Genomic DNA, 17,896 nt, shown 5'->3' with positions numbered 1-17,896 from the left:
ACCAAGACAAAGTCCTAGCAGCTTCCTACTTTACTTTAATACAATCCCTCTGTTTCTTCTTTCGTTACGATATAAATATTTTTCGTTTGAGTATAGCCATCCAATATACTCTTATATGTTTCTCTGCCGATCCCTGATTTTTTATACCCTCCAAATGGTGCTCCTGCTGGAAGCTGATTATATGTGTTCACCCACATACGACCTGTTTCCACACTTCTAGCTACACGTAATGCTGTATTAATATTACGGGAGAAAACTGCTCCTCCAAGACCAAACTCAGATTGATTAGCCAGCTCAATAACCTCTTCTTCGGTCTTAAATTTTATCACTGTTGCAACTGGACCAAAAATTTCTTCTTGTGCGATGCGCATCTCATTTGTAGCATCGGCTAAAATCGTTGGTGCCATAAATGCGCCTTTTTCCAATCCATTATTTTCGAGTCTTCAGCCCCCTGTTACAACTCTTGCTCCTTCTTCTTCGCCGATTTTTACATATTCTAAAATTTGTTCTAATTGGCGCTCATTTATTTGCGCCCCCATCACTACATCCTCTTCCCAAGGCAGGCCAACTTTTACATCCTCAAATGCAAGCTTCATTTTTGCGAGGAACTCCTCATAAATTCCTTCTTGGATAAAAATACGAGAACCAGCACAGCAAACCTGTCCTTGGTTAAAAAGAATTCCTAATTGAACCCCTTCCAAAGCTCGCTCCATTGGTGCATCATTAAATATGATATTCGCTGACTTTCCGCCTAGCTCAAGTGTTGATGGAATAAGTCTTTTCGCTGCAGCAACCGCAACTTCTTGGCCAATTTCCGTTGATCCTGTAAAAGCAATTTTTGCAAATCCTTCATGAGGTAACATATAATCTCCAGAGTGGGAACCGCGACCCGTAATGACATTGACTACTCCATTTGGCAATACTTGATCAAATAGTTTCGCCAATTCCAATAAGCTTAACGACGTAGTAGAAGATGGGTGGATAACTACTGTATTGCCAGCTGCGATAGCTGGTGCAATCTTCCAGGCAGCCATTAATAACGGGAAATTCCAAGGAATGATTTGTCCAACCACCCCAATAGGCTCTTTTATTGAAATAGATAAGGTATCCTCATCAAATGATTGGGCAGTTCCTTCTTCTGAGCGGATTACCCCAGCAAAATAACGAAAATGGTCAGAGCTTAATGGAACATCAATATTTCTTGTTTCTCTGAGCGGCTTCCCATTATCCAATGTCTCCACTAATGCTAACTTTTCCGCATTTTCATCGATTAAATCAGCAATTTTTAATAATAAATTGCTTCTCTCTATCAAACTTACTTTCTTCCATGTTTTTAAAGCTTGCGTTGCAGCCTCTACTGCTTGATCAACATCTGCATAGGTAGCATCTACAAAATCAGCCAACTTGTCTCCATTACTAGGGTTATAGCTGCTAAGGAGATTACCTTCTGAACCTTTTATCCATTGACCATTAATGTACAGACCATACTCCTTGTCCAATACTGTTGTTGCATCTAAAGCAGTTACCATTTTCAAAACCCCTTTTTAATATTTTTAAAAATAAGGCATAGTAGGAAAAATGCTTTTCTAATAATTCTAGACCTTATTTTTATCCTGGCTATTAAACTACTTGCTAAGAATACGTTTACATAAGCTATCAAAAAAAGGTTACTAGTTTTAAATAATGTGATTATTTTAACAAACTAATTAAATTATAGATTCCATTAAAAGGAATGTCTATTAATAACCGTGTACTTCTTTTGGTTACAAATCCTCGATGAGCAGTGAGAATTTCTATCTGTCTTTACTTCTCTCTTTTCAAAAAACTTAAAGCATTAAAAATGACATGTGGCTCCCCACACGTCATGCTCTTCTTGCTTTAATAATCATAGTAGTTGGAAATTTTCTTGCTTTGTATAAGGAATAATAGCGATCAGAGATTTCCTCCTCTACTTTTTCAAAGTTTTTGGAAACCTCACTTTCCATTACACATTCAATCGTAAATCCAGCTTTAATTAGTTCATTTATATAGGTGCTCATTTTTCTTTTTGGTATCACTACTGGTGCTTCTTCCCCTTTAAACCTTGGATATGTTGTTATACCTTCTTCCTGATAAGAACCTGTAAGAGAGATTTGACCGTTTTCACTTTGCATATATGCATATAGCGGATGGTCCCAACTAAAAATAAACGCTCCTCCTGGCTTTAAATACGAATAAATAAGGTTAAATGTCGTAGCTAAATCCGTTGTCCACCCAATGGCATAAATCGAATAAACTATGTCGAAATATTCCTTAGGAAGGGCAATATCTTTTTCCATCGCAGCACAATATAACTGGGAAGGCATATCTTTAAGTGTTTCTTTTGCTGTCTCTATTTGCTTTTCAGATAAGTCTACACCCCATAATTCACTAGCTCCTTTGTCAGCCATATACAGTAAAGAATGTCCGCTGCCACAGCCGATATCAAGCACCTTTTTATTTTTTATCTCTTTAAATAACCTTAATTCTTCTTCTGTTTGGCAAAAAGGGCCATAACTAGGTAGTGCGTCAATTCCGTTAAAATGATGGGCTACTATATCCCAGCTTTTCTTATTTTGTTGTAAAATATCAGTCATCCTTTTTATCCTCCTCCGTCTTTCTTACTGATTCTACATTCCTCTTTTACTTACCTGCTTGCATTTTCATATGAAAAAAACCCGCCAAAACGGACGAGTTTTTTGTCATTCTTACCTAATTTTATTCGTTTCCTATTAAGCATTCTCTTGCTTTAAACCATCAATTATATTTTCTTTCTTAATTTTGCTGACTGAATAGAGCATTGCAGAAGCAACAATGATAAAAATTGCGATTACTACAAACAGAATACTCAACCACGGAAGTTCAAAGCCATATTCAAATGTATTGCTTATAGACCAATATAGTGCAGCTATTACTCCTATACTAATGGGAATACCATACATCAATGCTTTTATCCCATAAAAAATGCTTTCAAAATAAATCATTTTATTAAAACCAGTTGGCGTCATCCCAACAGAACGCAGCATCGCAAATTCCCTTTTCCGTAAGGAAATACTTGTAGAAATGGTATTAAAAATATTTGCAATACTGATTAAGGAAATAAGGGTAATAAATCCATACATAAAGACAGCCATAATCATAATCATCTGTTCAGATTGCTTACGATTCTTTTCCACATTGTATATATACATGGATCCTGACTTTAGATCGTCTAATTCTTCTTCTGCTTTATCCGGATTATCGCTGTTTAAATAGAGATTGTAGTTCATCGTAATATTTTTTTCATTTTCAAATAAATTTTCTGCTACTTCATTAGAGATAATCATTGTTATCATTCTATAATTATCAGCATTCATTCCCATGAATGATTCATTTGTAAATAAGCCAATCTGAACCTTATTAAACATCTCTTCCTTTTCGCTGCCTTCCCTATACATATAGAGATCAATATAATCCCCAGGTTTAGCATTCAGTACTTTTTCCTCAACAAATTTCTCTCCATATGGATCAAAATAAGATACATTTTCGATCACAATCCCTTTTGGTTCAGCTGGATTCGTATATTCATTGATATTAAAGCCTACTTCTTGTGCATATTGCTTAAAAGCTGATTCAGATAGAACAAAGAAATTCACTGTAAATGGAAGTTTGCCTTCCTCTAAGAACGCATCACCATTTTCAACCGATTTTGTATTATTTTCACTTAAAACACTTTTATCTAAATAGGTACTTACATATGTGCTTTTAATTAAATTACTTTCTGTAATACTAGGAACATTTGCTAAAATCTGCATCTCTTCCTCTGCAACGTTTGATTCAGCAGACACAGTAATATCATAGTCGATATTTTCTTGTGACAGTTCAACTGATTTTTTCATATTATCAGTAAAATAAGATACGACTAAGAAAAGCAAAATACTAATAATTAAAGAAAAAACGGTTGTTTGATATCTACGCTTATTCCGTTTTAAGTTTTTTAAACCAATTTCAGCTTCTATGCCAAATACTTTGCGAACAAATTTGGATGTTTTCACTTTTTTCCCTGATAATTTAATATCTTGTGTTTGTCTAATTGCATCAATTGCTGAAATCTTCGATGCTTTCCTAGCTGGCAAATAGGTTGAAATAAAAATTGTTACAATGGAAATAATAATAGAAAATAGGATGGAATAAGGCGTTATCACTACATTTAATCCTTGTGTAGAGTTTAAGGCATCTTGCAAATACTTATTGATAAAAGTGAAAGTAATTCCAATTCCAACGATTCCAGCAATTATTCCTAATGGAATGCTGATGCCGCCTATCACCGCACCTTCAAAGAAAACAGAATTTCTTTTTTGCTTCTTCGTTGCACCTACACTTGATATCATCCCCAAATGTCTTGCCCGTTCCGACACACTAATGGCAAATGCATTATAAATCAGTGCTACAGAACCAATAACAATAACAAGTATGACAATACCTATTAGAGAATACATCGTTAGAAGCAGGTTATCATTCGATGATACGCCATAATAACGCAGTAACTCATTATTAAAATCCACTTTTGCAATAGCTAATTTCTTTGCCAATGATTCCAAGTCCTCATATATAGACTGCTTTACCTTTTTCATCACAACACTTGCATTTACGCTACTACTAGTTGTTAACTCCTTTTGATCTAAATAGCTAATAACAGTATATCCTGGTGACCAGGAAGGTTCCCAAGATGGTGTTTCCATAATACCGACAATTTTGAATGTATAGGATTTTGCCTGCTGAATTTCCTCGACACTTTTTCCTTCTTCATTCCTTTGCAAAGGATCTGTTTGTGTTAGGATAGAATCTTCTTCCTCTAATTGAAAGTGCCTTTCCCCAATGCTAACATTTATCTCCTCACCGATGGCATACTTACTATTCCCCTTCTTCCTCATTTCATCAGGTATGATAATTTCATTAGATGCCTTGGGGAATGTCCCTTCTTTTAAGGTAATTAAAAATTGTTCAAATCCTTGCTCATCATATTGTTTAAAAAATAAATACGGTTTACTGTCATTTTTTGAATCCTTCCAGTTCGCATAGCCCAAATTATTGGATAGGATAACTTTTTCCATGTTACTATCCTTCCTTAACTCTTTGGCTTGCTCATTATTAACCCCAATAAATTGTGCATGCCACTCACCGTCTCTTGCAATACTGTCTCTTTTTAATAAATCGATAAACGAAACACCAAGTGTCGAAACAGCTGTCAACATACTGACAGCTATAATGACACCAATAATCGTCACTAATGTTCTTCGCTTGTTCTCCTTTAAATTTCTTAAAGTGAGTTTATTCATTATATTCATGGACGAATCACCTCATTTTTGGCGATTTTTCCATCTTCAACAGAAATCACACGATCTGCTTGTAGCGCAATCCGTTCATCATGGGTAATAACAATTAATGTTTGATTATAGGTTTTATTAAACATTTTTAATAGTTCCATAATCTCTTCACTATTTTTACTATCTAAATTTCCTGTAGGCTCATCTGCAAGCATAATAGCAGGGTTGCTAATAAGTGCACGTCCAATGGAAACACGCTGCTGCTGTCCCCCTGATAATTGATTAGGCAAGTGATCTAATCTTTGTTGTAGACCTAATATAGAAACAATGCGATTAAATTGCTCCTTATCTACTTGATGGTTATCTAATAGAAGCGGCAGCGTGATATTTTCTTCTACTGATAGAATGGGAATTAAGTTATAAAATTGATAGATAAGTCCAATTTGTCTTCTTCTAAAAATAGCTAATTGTGTTTCATTTAATTGATAAATATCTGTATTATCCACAAAAACTTTTCCACTAGTCGGCCTGTCTACTCCACCTAACATGTGAAGCAATGTAGATTTACCTGATCCAGAAGGTCCAATGATTGCCACAAATTCACCTTTATTAACGGAAAAAGAAACATTATCCAATGCTTTTACTGCCGTTTCCCCTTTTCCATACACTTTAGACAAATTTTCTATTTTTAAAATTTCCATTTTATCGTCCTCCAATTACTTGATGCTCTTAGTGTATCTGTCTAAAGTGACTCTGTAGTGACTTTAAAGTGACAATTTAGTCACTTTCGAATATGTGTACTGCTCATCTGTGCTTTATATGGAGGTTCGATTTCATTCGCTTGATGATGAAGGCTATCTTTTCTTGAAGTACTACGGATTCTGGTTTTCATCCCCTTTATGAACGCTACTTTTCCTACCCGCACAGCAGTTTCTCGCTTTCATCCCTTCTTAGAACGCCAATCTCTTATATTTATTGCCACTTCTTTTCGCTTTCTTTAATATTCCAATCACACTAAATAACCTGTTTATAAAACTTAATATGAAATGTAGTCCCTTCCCCTAACTTACTTCTCACTTCAATATCACCATGCTGGCTTTTGATCATACTATATGCCATCGCCAGCCCTATACCGATGCTATCTTCACTTGCGTTTTCTCCCTTATAAAATCGTTTAAAAATATAAGGTAAATCTTTTTTTGCGATGCCTTTTCCAGTATCCTGAATAACGATTTCTGTAAATAATACATTCTCAGAAAATCGAATATGTATTTCTCCACCTTCAGGGGTATGCTCCACACAATTTTTCAAAATATTAATAAGCGCTTCTGCTGTCCAATTAAAATCTCCTATAAAAGTAACATCCTCATCTCCCATAATTGCATGAGCCTGTCCCTTAATATCCATGGGAATTAATATTGGTTCTACTGCCTTATAAATCAATTTTTTGACATCCACTTGCTCCTTTTTAAAAGGAATCGTCCCGGCATCCATTTTCGATAATTTTAATAAGGAAGAAACAAGCCATTCCATTCTTTCAAGCTGAATCGAAATATTGTTCGTAAATTCACGTCTTCTTATTTCCTCCAACTGTGGATTCCGTAATAAATCAGTCATAACAAACATGGAGGTAAGTGGTGTTTTCAATTGGTGAGAGATATCGGAAATTGCATTTGTTAGCTTTAACTTTTCCTTCTGTAGATGTGCACTCTGCTCCGATAGCATTAATGTAACCTTATAAATATTGTTTTTTAAAATACTCAATTCGCCTTCTACATTATCCCGAATATCCAGACTTTCATCTCCGTTACTTATTTGCTGCAAATAACTCGATAGCTTATCTATTTGCTTATATCGATATCTTGTAAACTGATAAAAACAGCCCAAAACGATAACAAGCACGCTAAGTAAATACACTGCGACTGAAATAGAATAGGCTAAAGCAGCATAGACAATAGCAAAAAAACTAGTGATTAATAAAAAAATAGTGAGCATTTTCACTTCTCGATTACGAATCATTTTAATCCCCTACCTTGTAGCCAAGTCCACGAATGGTTTTGATAATGGTGGGCTTTTGAGGATCATCCTCTAATTTCTCGCGGAGCCTTTTAATATAGACTGTTAAAGTATTATCATTAACAAAATCTCCCGCCACGTCCCATATTTTCTCTAATAGCTGGCTTCTTGTTAATACTTGTCCGATATTATTAGCAAAAATGAGAAATAAGCGGTATTCTAGCGCTGTAACCATTACTTCCTCATTCCTTTTATAAATTTTCCCTTCCAATGTGTTAATCCGTATAGAATCTATTTCTATTAGTGGATTATTCTGCAACTGCTTATTATACCGTCGCAAAACAGATTTAATTCTTGATAGAAGTTCTCTTATGCGAAATGGTTTTGTAATATAGTCATCTGCTCCCATATCGAGTCCCATAACAACATTCACTTCATCATCTAAAGCAGTCAAAAAGATTACAGGCTTATCCGATTTTCTTTTTACATACTCACATAGTTCATAGCCAGAACCATCTGGTAGAGACAAATCAAATAAACATAATTCAATATCTGTTAGTTGCTCTTCTAAAACTCTTTTAGCAGTTTTTGCGTTAAAGCATGTAATTGTTTCATACTTTTCACTTTGTAAACTATATTCTAAACCCGTAGCAATGGTTTTATCGTCTTCCACTATTAATATTTTCATTATCTTCTCCTATATATTTTCTTTTTTCTGTATTATTCTAAACGATTGATGTACAGAGGGAAAGCAATTCTCCTATTAATATCAATCAAACAATCGGTACATACACTTAGCATACAATAAGGAATGATGGAGAATAATAAAATAAAACAAATCAAAGGAGTTTTGTCATAGACACGCGTGAACCACTGAATATACGTTCAACAAAAACGGCCCTCACTAAAAAGCTTACATCAGCAGAAATGGGGAAACTTTGGGCGACTTACACGGGAAACAGCATGTCTAAATGCTATCTCCATTTCTTCCTTCAGCATGTGGAGGATCAAGATATTAAAAATTTATTAAAAAAGGCTTATAAATTATGTAGTGAATTCTTAAATACGACAGAAGGCATATTTAAGAAGGAGAATTTTCCAATTCCAAAAGGTTTCTCTATAGAAGAAGATGTAAATCTTGATGCCCCACGTTTATTTGAAGATGAATTTTATGTGCATTATCTTAAATATACTGCCAAAGCAGGGATGAGTATTTATAATATAGCTGTACCACTAGTCTTCAGAGAAGATATTAGGGAATTTTTTATTTATTGTATGAAAGCTACTATGGATTTAATAGAGCAAATCAACGAACTGCTAATGAAAAAAGGACTGATTAGTAAACCAGCTATTATTCCATTACCTGAAAAAGCTGAATTTGTTCACAAGGATTTTTTAAATGGATTTTTTGGGCACATAAGACCTTTACATGCATTAGAAATCGCTCATCTTTATGACAATATTGAAAACAATACTGCAAGTAAAGCATTAATTATGGCTTTTAGCCAAGTTACAGAAAATGAAGAAATTCGCGAATTATTTATTAGAGGAAAAAATTTCACTCATAAGCATGTAGAGCTTTATATGGAAAAACTACATAATGAAGATTTACCAGCACCATCATTTATTGACCATTTAATAACAACGTCTACCATTTCTCCTTTTTCTGAAAAAATAATGCTATTTCATAAAGTGGATATGTTTTCCATGAAGATTAGATCATTTGGAAATTCGGTTGCTGTGAATGGAAGACATGATTTAGGTTTTATGTGTACAAGAGGATTAATTCAAATAGCTTCGTTTGTGGAAGATGCAGCAAAAATTATGATTAAAAACGGCTGGATGGAGCATCCACCTTATGCAGCACAAAGAGATATGTTAAGTAAATAGCGGAAGAGGCTGGGACAAAAGTATTTCAACCAACAACAAAGACGAACTATAATGTAATTAGATTACATTATAGTTCGTCTTTAAAGATTAGTTAATTAGTTTTGTCCCAGCCCCTTATCCCCTTTAATTTCCTGCTAATCCCTGTAGCTCATTAACAGTAATAAATGTATAGCCTTCTTTTTAAAATCCCTTCGATTGCTCTTATTTCCTCCCCTGTTTCATCATACATTGGGTGCATTAAAATAATGGAGCCTGGGTTCACAGATTCTTTTACATAGTTTACTTTATCTTCAACACTTTGATAATAAGTATCTGGTTCGATATTCCATAGAATGGTATCCATATTTGCTTTTTTTAAATAATAAGGAAGTCCAATAAGTTTCTTCCCATTTGGCGGTCTGAAATCTATCTCCCCTGTATAACCCGCTTTTTTAATTAATTTATTTGTATCTTCTATTTCAGTTTTTATAAAGGATTGCGATTTAAAAATCATTCGATTGTGAAAGTATGTATGATTCCCAAGTTGATGCCCTTTTTTTGCTATTTCCGCTGCCATTTCAGGGCTCTTTTCTATTTCATTTCCGATAAGAAAAAAAGTAGCTTTTGCATCATATTCATCTAGCAATGCTAGAATATCGTCCACATTTTTTGTTGGTCCATCATCAAATGTTAACGCAACTACTTTCTCCTTTGTCTCCACATGATTGGTTAATCCACCAAACAACTGAAAGGTTCGTGCATTCATTAATTTATAGGTACTAAATAAAAGCAAAAACAATATGCCAATTAATATTATCCATATTTTTTTCATGCTAACAGCCTTTCTTTCTCCTATCTTTCAATATTCTATAGTATATCTTATGCAAACAAAATAGATAACCAAGAAACTCCAAAAGCAAAAAAGAGAAGAATGCCTAAACACTCTCCTCCATTCCCATTTCTATATATAGGAAACAATCGTTATTCTTCGTCCTTTTCCTTTTTCTTGTCAATCGTTCCTTCTGTTAAACTCTCTTTTGCCTGGTCATGGGTTTTTTTCATCCCTTTTGAAGCCTCATCCTTCTGTTTCTTCTCATTAGGCTCATGTATTTTCCCTGCTGGACTTGTAGTTGATTCTTTACTCATTTATAACGCCTCCATTCTAGTTGATATAAACATATCTACTAGTTTTATACCACCTTTAATCGAACAGAAAACATCGTCTTTTTACGAACCTGTTGATCGATAGTGTCGTACACCAACTATCCAGACAAAAATGCATGGAAGGATAAATATTATACCTGCAAGCGGCGTTAGCATATATAGCCATCCAGCCTCTCCTCCCTTACCAAGGAGATATAATAAAGGTAAATAATTGACACTTCCAAAAGGAATAACAAAAGTAAAAAAGCGTGTCACCCATTTTTGATAAATATTTAGAGGATACTGAGCCATTTCTCTGCCTCCATCTGTAAAAATATTGGCAATTTCCAAACCTTGTATAGTCCAAAAACTAAGCGCGGCGGCCAAAATAAAAATTCCCGTAAAGATGAATACCCCGCTTATGATCATCAATAAAAGTGTTAGAACTTTTATTAAACTCCAATCGATTGCTAGATTACTTAAAGCCCAAGCTAAAACGATAACACTTTGCAAAAGTCTGCCTACTCTAGTAAATTCAAATTTTGAACCAAGAACCTGTACAAATGTTGTCCTTGGTCTAACAAGCAATCTATCAAAATCACCACTTGCAACGAGACTGGAAAAATTATCGAATCCTCTTGCGAAACATTCACTTAATGCAAACGCCATGTGGATGATGGCAAAGCAAAGAGCAACCTCATAAAAATCCCAGCCCTTTATTTGTCCAAATCGCTCAAATAAGAAGTGTAATCCAGCAAAAGCAGAAAACGGAACAAGAAATTGCCCTAATGATAACAGCCAGAATGATGTTCGATACTGCATTTGTGATTTAAATAATACGAGAAGGTATTGAAAATAAAGTTTCATCTAGCTTCATCCTCCTTGCACAATTATTTTTTTCATCGCCTTTTGTAATGCTATCTTCCCAAAAAAAGCAAGTACGAACAGCCAAGCGAGCTGAATAAATATACCCTCAACCGCTTCTCCATTGGGAATATTCCCTGAATAAACACGGAACGGAAAATCAGCCGTTAATCGAAAAGGAAGGAGATAAACAATTTGTTGGAGCCACTCTGGCATTAATGGAATAGGAACAACCATCCCAGCAAAAAACTCCCCTACTACACCAAAGACTAAAAGTGACCCCATTGGCGATAATGTGATAAAAACAGAAATATAAATAAACATAGAAATAGCTACTAAAACCAATAGTCCTAATAAAAGAGAGAGACAAAATAACAAGAACGTTTTTACATCTGGAGGCAACATCAGCCGATAAGCTGGTGGCAGCAAAAAAGCCAGCAATAATATTGGAAAACACCTTAATAATGCGCTAGCCAATCGCTGGGCAAGTAATTTACTAAACCAATATTCATATATCCCAATTGGCCTGCATAGCTCATAAGCAATATTTCCTGTTGTGATTAAGTCAAATAATTCATTATCACGAAACCATAGCATAATAAAAGCTAAAAAAGATTGCTGAAGCCATAAATAAGTAACCAATTCTTCTAAAGAAATTTGGTGATTTGAGCTTGCTTGGGCATAAAACGCCTGAAATATCATAATATAAATAAATCCCCAGAAAAACTGTGTAGCCACTCCTGCCAATGCAGCGGCCCGATACTGCATCCCATTTAATAATCGCAATCTTAATACAGCAATATACGGTTTCATTGTCCTCATATCTCATACTCCTTATAAAGCTGTACAATTATATCTTCAATTGGCTGGGATGTCACTGAAATATCAACTAAATCAAGGGAATGAGACAATTTCATGATTACTTCCGATACAGAGACTATCGTAGTATCCACACTTATTATGGCTCTTTCCTCTGTCCAAGAAATCGGAGTAGTACCAGGAATTTGAATGGGACTAGTACTTGATTTATAGTCAAGTGTTATAGTGCGATGGGAACCAAAACGGCTTCTTAATTCCTGTAAATTTCCATCATATAATAAGCTCCCTTTCCCTACTAAAATGACTCGATCACAAAGTGCCTCAATATCGAACATATCGTGTGTTGTAAGGATAACGGTTACGTTCTTCTGCTTATTGATTTTTTTTATAAAATTTCTTACAGCAATTTTGCTTACTGCATCAAGACCAATCGTAGGTTCATCTAAGAAGAGAATTTGTGGGTTATGTATTAGGGAGGCTGCAATTTCACAACGCATGCGCTGTCCTAAACTGAGCTGTCTTACTGGTGAATGTAGAATATCCTTTAATTCAAGTGTTTCTATTAATAGGGATAGCGTGTCGTTATACTCCGTATCTGGTACCTGATAGATATCTTTTAACAAGGCAAAAGAATCGATTACCGGGACGTCCCACCATAGCTGGGAACGTTGTCCAAAAACAACACCGATATTTTTTACATATTCTACTCGATCCATCCATGGTGTATAGCCCATAATTTCACAACTGCCACTATCAGGAACTAAAATACCGCTCATCACTTTTATCGTCGTTGATTTGCCTGCACCATTTGGCCCGATATAACCAACAATTTCTCCAGTATTAATCGTAAAACTCACATCATTTAATGCATGAACAATCTTGTGTTCTCGATGTATGAGAGCTTTCAAACCTGCTGCCAATCCCGTTGTCCTTTTTGCAACCTTAAAGGACTTATTGATACCTTCGACTTTAATCAATGCATTTCCCTCCTTTTTCCAAAGAAGACTATAATAGCATTCTAGTTAAGATGGTGTCAATTAGTTTTTTGATTTTTTAAAATCTTCTTTCTGGTTTAAATCAACTTACAAGAGAAAGGCTGGAAAAAACCTTTAAACCGATTCATTTGGAGAAATATGTTCTGAAATGACTATTGTATTGGCATCATTTTAGTAATTGGCGAGTTTCTTCATTAGGAATATAAAACTTAGTTACAGGGAATATGATTCGTCGTAATCTTATGTCTTCACCTTTACCGAAGAACCGTGAAAGGAAAATTAGCGGAGTTTTTCCGGTTAAATGCAGAATGGAGCTTGTTTCAAGGTAAATAAGGGGAGTTTTTCCGCTTATCCCCATCAAAATCACCAATTTCTGAAGGTTTCGTTCCAATAGGAGGAATTTCTCCGTCTATTCCTGCCTTTTTTTATAAAAATTACTAATTAAGCGGAATTTTTCCGTTTATTATCAGCTTTGATGCTTAAGCGGATCTCCCAGGCAATCAGTGGCAGACACTCTCCATCCTAGATGAGGGCATTTTATCGACCACCTTATAAAATCAATAAAATTGGTACTCAAAACAACACTGTGTCTTTTTTAATTGTACATTACTTATTGTCCATCATAATAATGATGTCCATTGCTATGTCAAATCTAAAAAACCCCCAAAAGTTAGTACTTTTGGAGGTCGGTACCTATCCTTCTTTTCTTGTGTCATTTAGTAAGAATGAACACGAAAACAGGACCTTTTAATTAACCTTTCCAGGCTTAATCGTTTTTCATAAAGCAACCAATCAATTAGAAGTTCTATTCCACTTTAATTGGTGAATAACTAATAATAAAATAAACCACACTGGTGTCACAATTAAAGCGATTCTTGTATCCTCTGCGAGTGCTAAGACAACAAGTACAAATGCTAGAAAAACAAGAATAATATAGTTAGCAACAGGGTACAGCGGCATCTTAAACTTATTCTTCGCAGCTAGCTCTGGTCTTGTTTTTCGATATTTCATATGACAAATAACCGTAATTGCCCAAATATAGATAAAACAAACCGTAGATATACTTGTTATTAATGTAAATACACCCTCTGGCATGAAATAATTTAAAATAACCGCAATTAACACAACTATAACTGAAAAAAACAAAGCATTTGATGGAACTTGATTTTTAGTCAGTTTAGCAAGTGCTTCTGGAGCATTCTTTTCCTTTGCTAAAGCATACGTCATTCTACTAGTACTAAAAATCGCACTATTACATGCAGATGCAGCAGAAGTTAGAACAACAAAGTTAACTATTCCAGCAGCAGCAGCTATTCCCACTGCCAAGAAGACTTGAACAAATGGGCTTTTCGCAGGATTAATAGCATTCCAAGGATAAATGCTCATGATGATAAGCAATGCTCCCACATAAAAAATCAAGATTCGAACAGGGATATTATTGATTGCTTTTGGAATAACCTTTTCAGGATTCTCTGTCTCACCAGCTGTTAATCCGACTAATTCAATACCGACAAATGCAAACACAACCATCTGAAATGAAAGGATAAATCCGTGCATCCCATTTGGAAACATTCCATCATGGCTCCATAGATTGGTAAAACTAGATGGGCCAGCATTTGTTGAAAAGCCTTTAACAATCATAATAAAACCAATAATGATTAAGGCAATAATCGCAATTATTTTAATTAAAGCAAACCAAAATTCCATTTCACCAAATAGCTTAACAGTAGCTAAATTCATAATCAGTAATACCATTAAGGCGATAAAGCCTGGTAACCATTGCGGAACATTTGGAAACCAGAACTGTGTATACATGCCAATGGCTGTTAAATCTGCCATTGCAATGGAGATCCAGCAGAACCAATACGTCCATCCTGTTACAAAAGCAGCCCTATTTCCAATATAATCATGAACAAAATCAACAAATGAATGATATTCAAGATTCGATAAAAGTAATTCTCCTAATGCACGCATAATCAGAAAACAAATAATACCTGTAATAATATATGCAAATAAAATAGAGGGTCCTGCTAAATTAATGGACTTACCCGCTCCAAGAAAAAGGCCGGTACCAATCGCTCCCCCAATGGCAATTAATTGAACATGTCTGTTTTTCAAGCCTCTAGACAATGTTTCTTGCTGCATTTAAAATCACTCTCTCTTCATTTATACTATTAAATTCTATTATGTAACAAAATCAACGAATTATAGTTTAGCACATTATAAAGGAACATTCACGAATCTCTCTTCTTATTGTGTTAAAAGAGAGATTCGTGAGCAACATGATTAATTTTTATGCTTTTAGAATATGCTATTATAGATTAAATACTGTACTATTAGGAAGAAATGTTTAAGAAGTTTCATTTTAAAAATGCTATAATTGGTTGAAATACAAATATCGGTATCCTACAATACTTATAGTAGGAGCTATTCTTTAGGTAGATTGAGGTAGCTAAGTCTGTTCAGATTATAGGAGGAACCATTCATGGCCAATACATATCAAGGAACAAAACTAAAAGTTTTTGCTCTTAATTCATCCCCTGCTCTAGCCCAAGAAATAGTAGAGCATCTAGGTACTGAATTAGGAAAATGTACCGTTAAAAAATTTAGCGATGGGGAAATTCAAATTAATATTGAGGAAAGCGTCCGTGGTTGTGAAGTATTTATTATTCAGTCCACTTGTGATCCTGTAAATCAAAGTATTATGGAATTACTCATTATGATTGATGCCTTAAAACGCGCTTCTGTTGAAACGATTAATGTCGTCATTCCATATTATGGATATGCACGTCAGGATAGAAAAGCACAACCAAGAGAGCCAATTACGGCTAAATTAGTTGCCAATTTAATTCAAAAATCTGGTGCAGACCGTGTTATCACATTAGATTTGCACGCACCACAAACACAAGGCTTCTTTAACATTCCAGTGGACCAATTAGTAGGAATACCACTGCTTGCAGACTACTTAAATACAAAAAAGTATGCAAGTGATGTAGTAGTAGTTGCCCCAGATCACGGTAGTGTTACTCGTGCCCGAGAGCTTGCAGATCGATTAAAAGCCCCAATCGCAATTATCGATAAGCGTGGCCCAAAAGATATTGGTCCTCGTGAGGTAAACATTGTCGGAAACATTGAAGGAAAAACAGCCATAATTGTAGATGATATTGTTGATACATCTTACCGCATTACGACTGCTGCAAAGGCATTACTTGAGAATGGGGCAGAAGAAATATATGCATGCTGTGTCCATCCTGTTTTATCTGAACCAGCAATTGATATGATCCAGGAATCTCAAATCAAGGAATTGATTGTGACAAACAGCATTCCACTTCCAGAGGAAAAGAGAATTGACAAAATTACGCAGCTATCGATTGCTGAATTACTAAGTGATGCCATTAGCCGTGTTTATGAGCATAAGTCTGTGAGTGTGTTGTTTAAATAATCTGTTAAGGCTAAAGGTTGTCCACTGGGCAGCCTTTTTTAATGGATTTAGTAGAAATAACTAGTTGGGTTGGATTATTTCCTCTCTACTTTAGATCATTTAACTAATTACCAAATAATACGAACCCACCTCAAAAATAAAAAATAGACTCCTTTTCAACCAGGAGTCTATCAAATCGTATTTATTTCTCCACTTTAGATAACTCTCATTGTTACGATTCCATCAATCTCTTTTAATTGCTTAGAAAGCAGTGGGATGATTTCATCTGCTACTTCGTTATCGATATCAATCATCGTGTAAGCATACTCGCCACGACTTCTGTTTATCATATCAGCAATATTCAACTGGTAAGTAGAAATTGCTTGTGTTATCTGTCCTACCATATTAGGAATATTTAGATGGAAGGCTGTAACACGACGTTTTCCTGTGTATGGGATGGATGCATTTGGAAAGTTTACAGAGTTTTTAATATTACCTGTTTCCAAAAATTCCTTTACTTGGCGAGCTGCCATAACAGCGCAATTTTCTTCAGACTCTTCAGTAGATGCACCTAGATGAGGAATAGCAATCGTATTCTTCATTTGCAGGACATTTTCATTCGGAAAATCTGTTATATATCGTCCTATTATGCCTTCTTCTAAAGCAACAGCTATATCAATTTCATTTACTAGCTCGCCACGAGAGAAGTTTAAAATTTGCGTACCAGGCTTCATTAAGTCGAAAGCTTGCTGATTAAACATTCCCTTCGTATCTTTTGTTAACGGCACATGGACTGTTATATAATCAGATTCTGTAAATAGCTGTTCTAATGTCATAGCTCGCTGCACATTACGTGATAAATTCCAAGCTGTATCTACAGAAAGAAAAGGATCATACCCAATGACATCCATATCTAGAGCAAGGGCATCGTTTGCAACAAGTGCTCCGATTGCTCCTAAGCCAATGACACCTAAAGTTTTTCCTTTGATTTCGTGCCCAACAAATTGTTTTTTACCCGTTTCCACTAGTTTTGGAATTTGGTCACCTTCAGCAAGGAGTGTTTTTGCCCATGATACACCTTCAAACAAATTTCGAGATGAAGCCATTAATGACATAAGCACCATTTCTTTTACTGCATTTGCATTAGCACCAGGTGTATTAAATACAACAATTCCTTGCGTTGTACATTGCTCAACTGGAATATTATTGACACCTGCTCCCGCTCGGGCAATTGCCTTTACATTCTCTCCTAATTCCATACCATGCATATTAAAGCTGCGCAAAAGAATTGCATCAGGGTTATTGCTCGTATCGTCAATTGTAAAATTTCCTTTTTTAAACACACTTAGGCCACTTGCAGCAATATTATTTAATGTCTTAATAGTCTTTACATCTTTAACAGTCGTAGTGCTCATCTCCATTGCTCCTTTTCATTCAATTATATT

General features: G+C 35.1%; 13 protein-coding genes and 2 pseudogenes. 2 read left to right on the top strand and 13 right to left on the bottom strand.

The genetic code is table 11. The annotated features are described in order from the left end of the window. Nucleotides 1-35: 35 nt before the first annotated feature. From QQZ16_RS03765 to QQZ16_RS03740, 6 genes and pseudogenes are all read right to left on the bottom strand, one after another. Nucleotides 36-1,529 (bottom strand): annotated as a pseudogene (locus QQZ16_RS03765) (aldehyde dehydrogenase family protein). A 333-nt stretch (nucleotides 1,530-1,862) separates the two neighbouring features. Beyond that, nucleotides 1,863-2,615, bottom strand: a complete 753-nt coding sequence (locus tag QQZ16_RS03760; protein WP_031540689.1) for a class I SAM-dependent methyltransferase — start codon at nucleotides 2,613-2,615, stop codon at nucleotides 1,863-1,865. Nucleotides 2,616-2,750: 135 nt separating this feature from the next. Beyond that, nucleotides 2,751-5,345 carry an ABC transporter permease gene (locus QQZ16_RS03755; protein ID WP_235251980.1) on the bottom strand — a complete coding sequence of 865 codons (2,595 nt, stop codon included), beginning with the start codon at nucleotides 5,343-5,345 and terminating at the stop codon, nucleotides 2,751-2,753. Further along, complete coding sequence (locus QQZ16_RS03750) at nucleotides 5,342-6,025, bottom strand: ABC transporter ATP-binding protein (RefSeq protein WP_031540687.1); 684 nt, start codon at nucleotides 6,023-6,025, stop codon at nucleotides 5,342-5,344. The genes QQZ16_RS03755 and QQZ16_RS03750 overlap by 4 nt, the downstream gene beginning before the upstream one ends. Before the next feature lie 313 nt (nucleotides 6,026-6,338). Beyond that, complete coding sequence (locus tag QQZ16_RS03745; protein WP_284561116.1) at nucleotides 6,339-7,343, bottom strand: sensor histidine kinase; 1,005 nt, start codon at nucleotides 7,341-7,343, stop codon at nucleotides 6,339-6,341. Between the two features lies 1 nt (nucleotide 7,344). Continuing rightward, nucleotides 7,345-8,028: a response regulator transcription factor gene (locus tag QQZ16_RS03740; protein WP_031540685.1), complete on the bottom strand. Its 684-nt coding sequence runs from the start codon at nucleotides 8,026-8,028 to the stop codon at nucleotides 7,345-7,347. 167 nt (nucleotides 8,029-8,195) lie between these two features. Between QQZ16_RS03740 and QQZ16_RS03735 the strand changes: the two genes are divergently transcribed. Beyond that, nucleotides 8,196-9,230 carry a DUF3231 family protein gene (locus tag QQZ16_RS03735; protein WP_284561128.1) on the top strand — a complete coding sequence of 345 codons (1,035 nt, stop codon included), beginning with the start codon at nucleotides 8,196-8,198 and terminating at the stop codon, nucleotides 9,228-9,230. Nucleotides 9,231-9,353: 123 nt separating this feature from the next. On the opposite strand, the pseudogene QQZ16_RS03730 reads toward QQZ16_RS03735, so the two are convergent. The 6 genes and pseudogenes from QQZ16_RS03730 to QQZ16_RS03705 all read right to left on the bottom strand — a co-directional run bounded on the left by QQZ16_RS03730 (nucleotide 9,354) and on the right by QQZ16_RS03705 (nucleotide 15,175). Then, nucleotides 9,354-10,041, bottom strand: a pseudogene (locus tag QQZ16_RS03730) (polysaccharide deacetylase family protein). Nucleotides 10,042-10,190: 149 nt separating this feature from the next. After that, the gene (locus QQZ16_RS03725) at nucleotides 10,191-10,355 is read right to left on the bottom strand and encodes a YozQ family protein (RefSeq protein WP_235251975.1); all 165 of its coding nucleotides are present in this window, start codon (nucleotides 10,353-10,355) and stop codon (nucleotides 10,191-10,193) included. 81 nt (nucleotides 10,356-10,436) lie between these two features. Next, the gene (locus QQZ16_RS03720) at nucleotides 10,437-11,219 is read right to left on the bottom strand and encodes an ABC transporter permease (RefSeq protein WP_284561115.1); all 783 of its coding nucleotides are present in this window, start codon (nucleotides 11,217-11,219) and stop codon (nucleotides 10,437-10,439) included. A gap of 6 nt (nucleotides 11,220-11,225) precedes the next feature. Continuing rightward, nucleotides 11,226-12,029, bottom strand: coding sequence for an ABC transporter permease (locus tag QQZ16_RS03715; RefSeq protein WP_284561127.1), 804 nt, complete (start codon nucleotides 12,027-12,029; stop codon nucleotides 11,226-11,228). A gap of 5 nt (nucleotides 12,030-12,034) precedes the next feature. Beyond that, nucleotides 12,035-13,012, bottom strand: a complete 978-nt coding sequence (locus QQZ16_RS03710; RefSeq protein ID WP_031539408.1) for an ABC transporter ATP-binding protein — start codon at nucleotides 13,010-13,012, stop codon at nucleotides 12,035-12,037. Nucleotides 13,013-13,822: 810 nt separating this feature from the next. Further along, the gene (locus QQZ16_RS03705) at nucleotides 13,823-15,175 is read right to left on the bottom strand and encodes an amino acid permease (RefSeq protein WP_251630137.1); all 1,353 of its coding nucleotides are present in this window, start codon (nucleotides 15,173-15,175) and stop codon (nucleotides 13,823-13,825) included. 340 nt (nucleotides 15,176-15,515) lie between these two features. Here QQZ16_RS03705 and QQZ16_RS03700 point away from each other — a divergent pair, with 340 nt between their 5' ends. Next, nucleotides 15,516-16,472 carry a ribose-phosphate diphosphokinase gene (locus QQZ16_RS03700; RefSeq protein WP_235252787.1) on the top strand — a complete coding sequence of 319 codons (957 nt, stop codon included), beginning with the start codon at nucleotides 15,516-15,518 and terminating at the stop codon, nucleotides 16,470-16,472. Between the two features lie 194 nt (nucleotides 16,473-16,666). Here the strand turns inward: QQZ16_RS03700 and QQZ16_RS03695 are convergent, their stop codons facing one another. Beyond that, complete coding sequence (locus tag QQZ16_RS03695; RefSeq protein WP_235252786.1) at nucleotides 16,667-17,866, bottom strand: phosphoglycerate dehydrogenase; 1,200 nt, start codon at nucleotides 17,864-17,866, stop codon at nucleotides 16,667-16,669. Nucleotides 17,867-17,896 lie beyond the last annotated feature (30 nt).

Source organism: Bacillus sp. T2.9-1 (assembly GCF_950097965.1).
Classification (GTDB): Bacteria; Bacillota; Bacilli; order Bacillales; family Cytobacillaceae; genus Niallia; species Niallia hominis.
Note: the sequence above shows the minus strand (reverse complement) of the source record. Positions and strands in the feature narration are given on the sequence as shown.

Bases quoted from the DNA above. Each gene is read 5' to 3' on its own strand.
- QQZ16_RS03725 (WP_235251975.1), bottom strand. From the start codon at position 10,355: ATGAGTAAAGAATCAACTACAAGTCCAGCAGGGAAAATACATGAGCCT.
- QQZ16_RS03755 (WP_235251980.1), bottom strand. From the start codon at position 5,345: ATGAATATAATGAATAAACTCACTTTAAGAAATTTAAAGGAGAACAAG.
- QQZ16_RS03750 (WP_031540687.1), bottom strand. From the start codon at position 6,025: ATGGAAATTTTAAAAATAGAAAATTTGTCTAAAGTGTATGGAAAAGGG.
- QQZ16_RS03745 (WP_284561116.1), bottom strand. From the start codon at position 7,343: ATGATTCGTAATCGAGAAGTGAAAATGCTCACTATTTTTTTATTAATC.
- QQZ16_RS03740 (WP_031540685.1), bottom strand. From the start codon at position 8,028: ATGAAAATATTAATAGTGGAAGACGATAAAACCATTGCTACGGGTTTA.
- QQZ16_RS03720 (WP_284561115.1), bottom strand. From the start codon at position 11,219: ATGAAACTTTATTTTCAATACCTTCTCGTATTATTTAAATCACAAATG.
- QQZ16_RS03705 (WP_251630137.1), bottom strand. From the start codon at position 15,175: ATGCAGCAAGAAACATTGTCTAGAGGCTTGAAAAACAGACATGTTCAA.
- QQZ16_RS03760 (WP_031540689.1), bottom strand. From the start codon at position 2,615: ATGACTGATATTTTACAACAAAATAAGAAAAGCTGGGATATAGTAGCC.
- QQZ16_RS03715 (WP_284561127.1), bottom strand. From the start codon at position 12,029: ATGAAACCGTATATTGCTGTATTAAGATTGCGATTATTAAATGGGATG.
- QQZ16_RS03700 (WP_235252787.1), top strand. From the start codon at position 15,516: ATGGCCAATACATATCAAGGAACAAAACTAAAAGTTTTTGCTCTTAAT.
- QQZ16_RS03695 (WP_235252786.1), bottom strand. From the start codon at position 17,866: ATGAGCACTACGACTGTTAAAGATGTAAAGACTATTAAGACATTAAAT.